Origin of the sequence: Flavobacterium sp. 140616W15, from assembly GCF_003668995.1 — a bacterium.
Taxonomy (GTDB): domain Bacteria; phylum Bacteroidota; class Bacteroidia; order Flavobacteriales; family Flavobacteriaceae; genus Flavobacterium.
This window is the reverse complement of the sequence record NZ_CP033068.1, coordinates 425,902-437,186: the sequence shown is the minus strand read 5'-3', so window position 1 is coordinate 437,186 and position 11,285 is coordinate 425,902. Positions and strand designations below refer to the sequence as shown.

At 32.7% G+C, this 11,285-nt stretch carries 7 protein-coding genes; 2 read left to right on the top strand and 5 right to left on the bottom strand.

Features of this window, described 5'->3' with window-relative positions:
• Positions 1-109: 109 nt before the first annotated feature.
• On the top strand, positions 110-1,423 hold the full coding sequence (locus EAG11_RS01920) for an APC family permease (protein WP_129537637.1): 1,314 nt from the start codon (positions 110-112) through the stop codon (positions 1,421-1,423).
• Between the two features lie 98 nt (positions 1,424-1,521).
• Here the strand turns inward: EAG11_RS01920 and EAG11_RS01915 are convergent, their stop codons facing one another.
• Complete coding sequence (locus EAG11_RS01915) at positions 1,522-4,158, bottom strand: valine--tRNA ligase (protein WP_129537636.1); 2,637 nt, start codon at positions 4,156-4,158, stop codon at positions 1,522-1,524.
• A 250-nt stretch (positions 4,159-4,408) separates the two neighbouring features.
• On the opposite strand from EAG11_RS01915, the gene EAG11_RS01910 reads away from it, so the two are divergent.
• Positions 4,409-4,792 carry a DUF1573 domain-containing protein gene (locus EAG11_RS01910; RefSeq protein ID WP_129537635.1) on the top strand — a complete coding sequence of 128 codons (384 nt, stop codon included), beginning with the start codon at positions 4,409-4,411 and terminating at the stop codon, positions 4,790-4,792.
• Positions 4,793-4,872: 80 nt separating this feature from the next.
• Here EAG11_RS01910 and EAG11_RS01905 read toward each other — a convergent pair whose 3' ends face one another.
• From EAG11_RS01905 to EAG11_RS01890, 4 genes are all read right to left on the bottom strand, one after another.
• A complete protein-coding gene (locus EAG11_RS01905) occupies positions 4,873-5,349 on the bottom strand; it encodes a hypothetical protein (RefSeq protein WP_129537634.1) in 477 nt (158 codons plus the stop codon).
• Positions 5,350-5,470: 121 nt separating this feature from the next.
• The gene (locus EAG11_RS01900; RefSeq protein WP_242499241.1) at positions 5,471-7,102 is read right to left on the bottom strand and encodes an OmpA family protein; all 1,632 of its coding nucleotides are present in this window, start codon (positions 7,100-7,102) and stop codon (positions 5,471-5,473) included.
• Between the two features lie 501 nt (positions 7,103-7,603).
• Positions 7,604-8,539, bottom strand: coding sequence for a type IX secretion system membrane protein PorP/SprF (locus EAG11_RS01895; RefSeq protein WP_129537633.1), 936 nt, complete (start codon positions 8,537-8,539; stop codon positions 7,604-7,606).
• 23 nt (positions 8,540-8,562) lie between these two features.
• Complete coding sequence (locus EAG11_RS01890; protein WP_129537632.1) at positions 8,563-11,208, bottom strand: gliding motility-associated C-terminal domain-containing protein; 2,646 nt, start codon at positions 11,206-11,208, stop codon at positions 8,563-8,565.
• Positions 11,209-11,285 lie beyond the last annotated feature (77 nt).

The window sequence follows — 11,285 nt, the reverse complement described above, 5'->3', positions numbered from 1 at the left end:
AAAACAAAAAACCTCGTTTATTATTAAACGAGGTTTTTTGTTTTAAAAAAGACACTCTAATTTACACTACTTTTGTGGACTTAATAATTCAAAAAAATAAAATCTAAATATGTCAGATTCCAAAAAGAACCAATTAAAGAAAAGTCTGGGACTGAGCTTTAATATTGCGGTATTAATTGGAGGAACAATAGGAGTTGGAATCTTACGAACACCTGGTACTATCGCTGGGATGTTAGATAATTATTGGCTTATTATTGCTTCTTGGCTTTTTGGTGGTCTTTTTATCTTAATAGGTGCCAATTCATATGCTGAACTAGCAACTATGCTTCCTAAAGCTGGAGGATCTTATAATTATATCAAAAGAGCTTTTGGTAATTATGCAGGCTTTTTATCGGGTTGGTTTGATTATATCACCAATGTAATTCCGCCCGCATTTTACTGTATCGTTATTAGCGAATACCTTATTATCCTATTTCCTGGTCTAGGAAACTATTCAACAGAAATTGCCATATTATTATTAATTGTATTTGTATTGCTACATTTAAGTGGTGTAAAAAACGGCAGTGCTATCCAACAGATTACCAGTTTTATTAAAGTTATTTGTTTTGTAGCCTTGGTAATCGCTTGTTTTATGTACTCTGGAGTAAAATTACCTCCAATTCAAAAAGAGGGTTCTTTTTTTGAGATTGGACTTCTATTTGGATTTTTCAAATCACTTCAGCTTATCATCGGTACCTATAATGGCTGGAATGGTGTTTGCTTTTTTGCAGAAGAAAATGACAATCCAAGTAAAAACATCCCACGTTCTTTATATAGTGGCGCACTACTTGTAATTGCTATTTATGTTTTATTAAATATTGCATTCTTTCATGTTTTACCAATCGAAACTTTGGCTAAGTCTAATCTGGCAGCTGCCGATGTAGCAAACATTATCTTCGGGAAGAATGGTGCTATTATAGTCACTGTAATCGCAATTTTTTCTTTAATTAGTATCTTGAACGCCTTTATGATGATTCCGCCAAGGATTCTATACGGATTAAGTCGTGATGGCTTTTTTATTGAAAAAGGAACAACTGTAAACAAAGGTGGAACCCCAATCGTTGCTCTTTTAGTCTCTTCATTATTTAGCTTGTTTTTAATTTTCATCGGTTCCTTTGAAGTATTATTTTCCTTTGCCGCCTTTACCTCTATTATTGTTTGGGGATTGGCTTATTTTTCGCTTATAAAACTGCGAATCACAGAACCTGACTTACCAAGACCTTATCGCTCATTTTGGTATCCTTGGACAACCATATTAGCAATTCTTGTTTCATTAGCATTACTAATCGGATTCATATATAGTGACCCAGAAAGCTTTACAATCATAGTTGGTATCACAGTGGCTTCTTATCCTTTGTTTCTGTTTTTAACTCGGAAGAAGTAAGTAAAAGTAAAATGCGAGAAACGCTACTATCTGAAAATAAAAAACCCGACAAATTTTAAAAATTTGTCGGGTTTTTATATTTAAAAAAATCTAGCTACTTATTTCAAACCAGCTAAACTTTGCTCTATTGTAGCAATTTTTGCTAAAGCATCAGCTTCTTTTTGTTTTTCGTTAGCCAAAACTTTCTCTGGCGCTCCTGCAACAAATTTTTCATTTGCTAATTTAGATTGAACTGATTTCAAGAAACCTTGCGTGTAAACCAACTCTGCATTTAATTTTGCAATTTCAGCTTCAACATCAATATTCCCCCCAGTTATTGGGATAAAATATTCATTAGACTTTACTCGAAATGACAAAGCTCCGTCTACTTTATCCGAAACGTATTCGAAAGCAGCTATATTTCCTAGTTTAGTTATTACAGAGTCAAAATAAGTAGAAAATTTCTCGCTGTTAATCGCTTTTAATTCAATACTATCTTTCATTGCAATATTCTTTTCTTTACGAATCGTTCTGATACCAGAAATCACTTCAACCGAATTTTCAAAATCAGTAATTAATTTTGTATCAAATGGTTTTAATTCTGGCCAAGTCGAAACAATTAAAGCTTCTTCAGGAGTTCTTTCAGCAAGTATATGCCATATTTCTTCTGTTAGGAAAGGCATAAACGGATGAAGCAATTTCAAGTTATTTTCTAAAATTTCGATTGCTTTATCAAATGTCTTTTTATCAATTGGCTGTTGGTAAGCTGGTTTAATCATTTCAAGGAATAAAGAACAGAAATCGTCCCATACCAATTTATAAATTGCCATTAATGAATCAGAAATTCTGTATTTTTCAAAATTATCCTCAATATCAACTAATGCTTGCTGAAACTTTGCCTCAAACCATTCGATTGCTACTTTTGATGATTCTGGTTGTGGAATTGTTTCTGAAACTTCCCATCCTTTGATCAATTTAAGAGCATTCCAAATCTTATTTGAAAACGCTTTTCCTTGATTACACAACTCTTCATCAAACATGATGTCATTTCCTGCAGAAGCGCTTAAAAGCAATCCTACACGTACTCCATCTGCACCAAATGTATCTATTAAATCTAAAGGATCAGGTGAATTACCTAATGACTTAGACATCTTACGACGTTGTTTATCTCGTACTAATCCTGTTAGATATACATTTGTAAATGGTTTTTCACCTGCATATTCGTAACCTGCAATAATCATTCTGGCAACCCAGAAAAATAAAATGTCCGGACCTGTTACTAAGTCGTTTGTTGGATAGTAATATTTAAAGTCCTCGCTTTCTGGATCCATAATTCCTCCAAAAACCGACATTGGCCAAAGCCAAGAAGAAAACCAAGTGTCCAAAGCATCAACATCTTGTCTAAGATCTTTTGTTTCAAGTTTCGGATTTGAAGTTTTTTCCTGTGCTAATTTTAATGCATCTTCAATGTTTTCAGCAACAACAAAATCTTCTTTACCGTCTCCGTAAAAATAAGCTGGAATTTGTTGTCCCCACCATAACTGACGAGAGATATTCCAATCACGAATATTATTTAACCAATGTGCATAAGTATTTTCAAAACGTTTTGGGTGTAATTTAATATCTCCATCAACTAAAACAGATTTAATTGCTGGTTTTACTAATTCTTCCATTTTCAAGAACCATTGATCCGATAATCTTGGTTCGATAACTGCTTTGGTTCTCTCTGAAGTTCCTACTTTATTAAGGTGAATCTCTGTCTTAGCCAAAGCTCCAATTTCTTCTAGTTCTTTTGCAATTTCGGTACGAACCACGAAACGATCTTTTCCTTGGTAATGTAATCCAAAACTATTAAGTGTAGCGTCTTCATTAAAAATATCTACAATTTCCAGATTATGCTTCTCTCCTAGCGTCTTATCGTTCATGTCGTGTGCAGGAGTCACTTTAAGACATCCTGTTCCGAACTCTACATCTACATATTCATCTTCGATAATAGGGATTACTCTTCCACAAATAGGTACAATTGCTTTTTTACCTTTTAAATGTGTAAAACGTTCATCATTTGGATTGATACAAATAGCAGTATCTCCAAAAATAGTTTCTGGTCGCGTTGTAGCAATTGTTAAAAACTCTTCTGTTCCTTCAATTTTATATTTTAAGAAAAATAATTTTCCTTGTTGTTCTTCATAAATAACTTCTTCGTCAGACAAAGTCGTTTTTGCTTCAGGATCCCAGTTTACCATTCGGTATCCTCTATAAATCAATCCTTTGTTATACAAATCAACAAACGAACGAATTACCGAAGCCGACATATCTGGATCCATTGTAAATTTAGTACGTTCCCAATCGCAAGAAGCTCCTAATTTTTTTAACTGATCCAAGATTACACCACCATACTTATCTGTCCACTCCCAAGCATGTGCTAAAAACTCTTCACGCGTTAAATCATTTTTATTAATTCCTTCTGCTTTTAATTTAGCAACAACTTTAGCTTCTGTAGCAATCGATGCATGATCTGTTCCCGGAACCCAACAAGCATTAAATCCTTTAAGACGCGCTCTTCTTATCAATACATCTTGAATTGTATTGTTTAGCATATGTCCCATATGCAAGACTCCAGTAACATTAGGAGGGGGAATTACAATTGTATAAGGCGTTCTATGATCTGGCTCCGAATGAAAATAATTATTTTTCATCCAGTAGTCATACCATTTGTTTTCGATTGTTTTAGCGTCAAATTGTGCTGGAATTGTCATTTTATCTTGGATATATTTAATCGTTAATTTGTTTAATCATCTATTTATCTTCCCTTTTTTTAATTGCCTTTTTATCAATTAAATAAGCGTTTAAAAGGGTAAACAAATGAACATTTACACTTTGGTTTGATTTTTGTATTCATTATAGATGACAAAAGTAAATAATTAAGTACACTATAAAAAGCGAATTAATAATTTGTGTATTAATTAAAAGAAAGTATATTTACTTAATAACTTAAAACAATATCAAATGAAGAAAGTAGCCTCATTTATAGCAATCTTAATGGTTACAACCATTGGTCTTGCTCAAAACGGCCCAAAAATTGATTTTGCTGCCAAGGATAATACTATTGATTATGGTACAGTAAGTAAAGGTGACAACGGAGCTAAGGCTTTTGAATTTACTAACTCTGGAGATTCCCCCCTCATGATCACATCAGTACAATCTACAGCAGGTATTAGTATTGTATCTAAACCAAGTGCTGCAATTATGCCTGGAAAATCAGGAAAAATTGAAGTGAAATTTAATATGCCTCCAGGGCCAATAAGAAAAACAATTACCGTTGAAACTAATGCCGTAAATTACCCAGAGGGTCGTGTCGCTTTAAAAATTAAAGGAGTAGTATCTAATTAGTATTCAAATTAAATTCCCATAAACACAAATGGCTTCCTAAATTCTAGGAAGCCATTTTTTATTGATTTGCTTTTGCTTGTTTATTTATCAACACAGTCTGTAGTTTCAAACTTATATTTTACACGATCAAAATCGATAGGCTTACCTTTAGCAAAATAAGTTCTACCTAAATATGTTTCCATAGTTCCATTACCTAAAATGAGTTGTTTATCTCGTTTTAAAAATGCCATAGGATTTTTAAACTTTACATCTTTCTTTGTTCCTTCAATAAAAGTATAATCTACAAATAAAGTATCTCCTTTAAACTCTCCAATGACTTCTCCATTCTTTTGTGGCGTACCATACATTTTCATGACTAGATCCCCACTTATTTTTCCATCTTTTAGAGTATTCAATTTTAAATCTATAGTATCTTTTTCATAAAGAGCTTTATAACATTGAACACTTACAATACTTTCAGCTTCTGATTTAGCAGCTTCCTTCTGAGTTTCATTTTTTTTGCAGCTCTGAAGCACAACACAAGACACAAGCAAAAAAGGCAGGACTAGATTCTTCATAATTAAATATTTTAAGTTCATATATCTTATAAAATTAAATAAAAAAGTGACCAAAAGAAAGGCTTCTAAACAAAATATTGATTTATTTAGAAGCCTTTTTATTTTAAAACAACAGAACGATTTATAAATTCTTAATTACAAATTCACTACGTCTATTTAATTCGTGTTGCTCTTCGTTACAAGCATCGTCTGTTTTACATTTTACAATTGGCACAGACTCTCCGTATCCTTTTGCGATAATTCTCTTTTTATCAATTCCGGAATCTATCAAATACTCTTTGGTAGATTGTGCTCTTTTTTGAGACAGATTGGCATTGTATTTATAATTACCTCTAGAATCGGTGTGTGAACCAATCTCTACTACCATATCTGGATATTTCTTCATTAATTCATAAACCCTGTTTAAAATAACCTTAGATTCTTTTCTTATATACCACAAATCGTAATCAAAATAAATAGGATCCGTCTTTATAATTAATCGGTCTTTGTCTCTTACTACATCTTTTTCTTGGGCAATAATCTTTTCTATCTTTTCTTTTTGGTCTGCAACAGCCTTTACTGCTTTTTCTTTTTTCTTAATTTCGATCTGAGCAATTTCATCCGCTTTAGCTTTAGCTTCATTCGCTTTTAAAACAACCAACTCCAATGCTTCTTTTTGTTTTTTCTCTTCAGCTAATTTTTTCTCTTCTTGTTTTATAACCTCAAGAGATTTAAGCGCCATCGAAGCGTCATTACTTTTTCCTCTAGTTTTATCAAGAACTAAGGTTCTGGAATTATCGGTATAATTTTCTTTAGATGCCGAAATCGTATAGGATAATTCACAAGCTACTTTAAAATTAAATTTACCATCAGCTGAAGTTACAATCGTACGCAACTCCTTGCTTTCTTCCTGTTGAAGAATAACCACAGCATTTTCTAATGGTAGTTTTGTATCAATATCTGTAATTACTCCCGTAATGAGCTGCTTACAATCTTCAATTAGTAATGGCTTGATTTCGTTTAATTGATAGATATCGTCACTTCCTTTTCCTCCTGCTCTATTCGATGCAAAATACCCTTCTTTGGTATCTGAATCTATAGTAAACGAGAAATCATCCAAATTTGAATTTAATGGCAGACCGACATTGAGAGGTTTTGTATAGGTTCTATCTTTAATTTCTGAAACAAATACATCAAGCGAACCGTAACCCAAATGCCCATCTGATGAGAAATAGAGTTTATTATCTTTTGAAACAAACGGAAACTGCTCTCTCTTATCTGTATTAATAAGTGCTCCTAAGTTCTGAGGATTCCCATATGCCCCTTCATTTATTGCTACCGAAAAGATATCAAATGAGCCTAATGTCCCTGGCATATCGGAAGCAAAATACAATGTTTTTTCATCAGAACTCAACGCTGGATGTTCTACTGAATAGTTGCCACTATTAAACGGTAATGATATCACATTTTTCCATTTCCCTTTTATGAGTTCCGCTCTAAAAATTTGAAGATTCGAGATTTTATCATCATTTTTTCCTCTCCTTCCGTTTTTATAATTATTTCTTGTAAAATAAATGGTTTTACCATCTTTTGTAAAAACAGCATTAGATTCGTGCATTCCTGTTTTTAATTCTTTTGCGAAATAATAAGCAATCGAATCTCCTGCTTTTATCTTATTTATTGGCGCCGAAACTAAATTAAGATAGGTTTCATTATCCCATTTATACATTTTATCAAACAATCCTGGCTTCTTTTTTACTGCTGCAAAAACCAAACTATCTCCATATTTTACTGCTCCAAACTCAGAATTTTTGGTATTTATGGCTAGATTTTTAATCCTATACCTGTCTCCGATTGCCGAAACATTCTCGAGTTCTTTTGTAGCGTTTTCAAAATCTAAATAATCTTGACTGTTTTTAGAATAGTATTGTTTTAAAACGTCATTTGCCTCCTGGTAACTATTAGTTGCTTTAAGTGCATGAGCATATTTAAAATAGTAGTTTCTATCTAAATCTTTGTCATAATTTTTAATCAGAAGTCTATAATATTGTTGTGCTTTCTTTAAATCATTGGTATAATAATAGGAGTCGGCTAAATTTTTTATGGCTTCTGCCGAAGGCTTCTCTGAAACAATTTTTCATATAATGGAATGGCTTCACTGTAATATGTTTTATCAAAAAATCGCTTTGCCCGAACAAGATTCTGGTCTTGAGCGCAAACAAACTGTATTGAAAATACGAATATAATAACTAGTAATTTTTTCATATTTTTCATTTTAAAAGAATCTTGGTGATTTATCATATCCTTTTCCTAATAAATCTAAATCAAAAAGAAGCATAATCTCATGTGTTCCAGAATTAAATTGACCAAAATTGGTTGTGGTATAATCATATGCATAACCTACTCGAATTGCTTTGGTTACGTTTACATTCATTAAAACACTAACTGCATCATTTACTCTGTAAGCAGCTCCCAGTTCAAATCTTTCATTATACAAAACATTGGCAGTTATATCTACAGAAGCGGGTGCTCCAACAACGAATCTAGACATAAAAGCGGGTTTCAGTTTAAAGATATCACTAAGCTGAAAAACATATCCTGCAGTTAAAAAAGTATGAATATCTTCGGAACCATATGCGTTTATACCCGATTTTTCTTCAATATGTTTAGACTTCAATAAATTTGGTGCCGATAATCCAACATAAAATTTATCTGTAAAATAATAAGCCCCTATACCAATATTAGGCTTGGTAACATTGATGTTTTCGGCGAAAGCCAAATCGGTAGTTACATCTCCACTCTGAAATTGGAATCCATTAAAATTTGTTTGCAAAGAAGTAAGTCCTGCTTTTAATCCTAGTGAAAGCTTGTTATTTCCTCCTAGTTCAAGTATGTATGCAAAATCGGCATAAAAATTATTCTCTTTTTTAGCACCATCCCCTATATCATCAGAAATCAATGAGACTCCCGCTTCTATTTTATTACTCAAGGAAGTATGTCCAAAAAAATTAAATGTTTTAGGTGCACCAACTGCTCCAACCCATTGTATTCTGTATAAAGTTCCTAAATTTAACATTGATGGAGTTCCTGTTGCATACGCTGGATTTACCATACTCATATTATACATATAATGTGTGTATTCTGGATCTTGCTGAGCAGATGTGTCAATGATGTAGAAAAGAAAACTTATAATTAGTATTATTTTTTTCATTTGAAAATTAAATTAAATAGGAATTATCGATTTAAATAAAGACGACCTTGTAAAGGCGGCCTATTATCTTTATTAAAATGGACAACATAAAAATAAACACCATTTGGAGCTACTCCATCAATTATTTTGGAATCAGAATTTTTACCATCCCAATCTGGTTTATTTTTATTGCCTTTAAACATTAAGTTCCCATATCTATTATAAATTTCGAGTGTATAATCGGGATATAAAAAGTCTATATCGGGAATTGCATAAGTGTCGTTTGTACCATCTCCATTTGGAGAAAATCCGTCGGGGATAAAGAAATCTGCATATTCTGTAGTAGAACAATTTGTAAGCGAAACTTTTGCAATCAAAACATCATTCGAAAAACAATTGGTAGTAGTTGAAAAATCAAACCCATAATATATTGTATTGTCCTGAAGCAAAGTTGCATTAGTTAACTGGTTTCCGTTATCTTGAGCATCATACCAAACTATCGAAGCAGAAGCATTGGTATTATTAGACAAATCAGCAATTGTAGGATTATTTATTCCGCAAAATTCTTGGCCTTTTGGTTTTAATACTGGCGCTGCTATATCATTTATAGTAACAACACTCCTATTTGCTGGCGATACACATCCGCCTGAAAGCGCTGTTTCTTTAACATAATAATTTCCTGAAACCAATACCGTTGTAGCAGACAAAGGTGTAATAGCAGTGACAGAATCATACCATTTATATTGTGTTCCGTTAGGTACTAAATTAGCAACTGTAGCTCCATCTGATTTACAAAATATTTGAAGACTCGTTGCTGGCGCAATCGGAATGGTATTTATCAAGAAATCATCAAATAAACCTGTAGGTACAATATCACAAGTTGTTTCATTATTTGTAACTTTTGTAATTGTAACTCTGGTCGCCCCTGTATTAGCAAGTAGATTTTGAGGAATAACAAAACTCGCTTTCCCACTTGATACAGCTAAGGTTATTATTTGTGTTGGGGCCAAATTACTTCCGGAAATAGTGTACAGAATTGTAATGTTTTTTAACGTTCCAAGTCCAGAAATTGAAACTGGTACTGGTTCATTTAAGCAATAATCTTTTATTTCTATCTTAATATCAATTGAATTAGGCAAAGGATTAACTACCATATTTCCTGATACATTTGCAGTATTTGTACAACCTACAAGAGTATTCGTAATATTCGTAATTACAACTAATGAACTTCCATCCTTAGCAGTTAAAGTTGATGGTATTATAAAACTTGTTGCTCCATTTGCAACAGTAATCGAAGCTACTTGTGCATTGGTATTATTTGCCCCCGTTACTTTATAATTAATACTATATCTTCCATTTGGAAGACTTGAAGCTCCCGTAATTTGTACCAGCGCACTTTTATTTTGACAAACCGGGTCGATTTTTATTTTTGCCGAATCCAACTTAGGAATTGGATGTATCGTTAGATCATCTGATAAGTTATTGATTATAGTAACACAAGCGCCTTCGGTTTCAAAAGCATTAAATTCTTTGATTTCGATTTTATATTGACCTACCTTCTGAAAAAATATTGACGGCAACGAAAAAGTTACAGAACCATTATTAATAGTCAACAATTCTGTTCTTGTTTCCGATGATGGACCTGATATTTTGTAAGTAACATTATACTGTCCATTAGGAATAATTTTTGCTCCGCTTGTAAGCTTTGCCGAATAAGTGGCTCTAAGAATATCTGGTTCACATATATCAGAGCTCACAACCAAAGTAGCTCCTGTAAGATCAATTCTTTTTTCTATTCGTATTCTTACCGTTGCAAAATCAATTTTACAAATAGGATGCGGAGTATTACTAACGGTATAGGTAAAAGTATAAATACCCTCGCCATGGGTTTCATAAATTTTTTGAACATCTACAAAATGATCATTTCTACTTGTTATCTCTCCTGTATTCTCATTATCTGTCCATTGTCCATTTGGATCTTCACCAGAAAGTTGATCATTTAAATCCAGATTAGAATAAATGGATAAATCATCACTATCACATAACAACAAATTAGAAGGATTACCTGCTTCTGGAGCTCTATAAACGGTAACAGAAACAATTGAGGAAACAGGTCCAGCACAATCTCCTATAGCAGGAATTGAATAGGTAAATTGATAAGTACCTACTCCTAAATCCTTAGGATCAATAATACTACCATTAACTGGACTATTTATAGTATTGTTATACCATTTACCATTAGATTGTGGACTTAAAAAAGCACCATTAAAAACATGAAATAAATCATATGCAGTAGCATCTGTACATGCAGCCCCTGTTGGTCCTGAAATTCCAGCATATCCTCCAATTGCAACAGTTATTGTAGCCGAATTATCAACACAACCTGTTACTCCTGAAACTGTATAAGTAAATCTATAAAATCCACTTTCTCTTATTAACTGAGCATTCAAAATTCCTGTAGCCCTATCTAATCCTTGCGAAAAATCATCATCTGTCCAAGTACCACCTGCTGTAGGATTTCCATCTAGCAATGCAAATAAATTAATGGATTGACTCGCAGGATTAGGAATATCACATATGCTTGTTTTTGAATCCAAGCCCGCACATTGTCCGAAATTTTTAATAGGCAACAAAAATAAAGTAAGTAAAAACAAAAGCAATTTTAGTTTTGCAAAGTATTTTTTGGACATATAGTATTATTAATTTTTTGTTAAAACTACAAAAACAATTTATAAACACAAAAAACAAAACTAATTAACCTCCTATC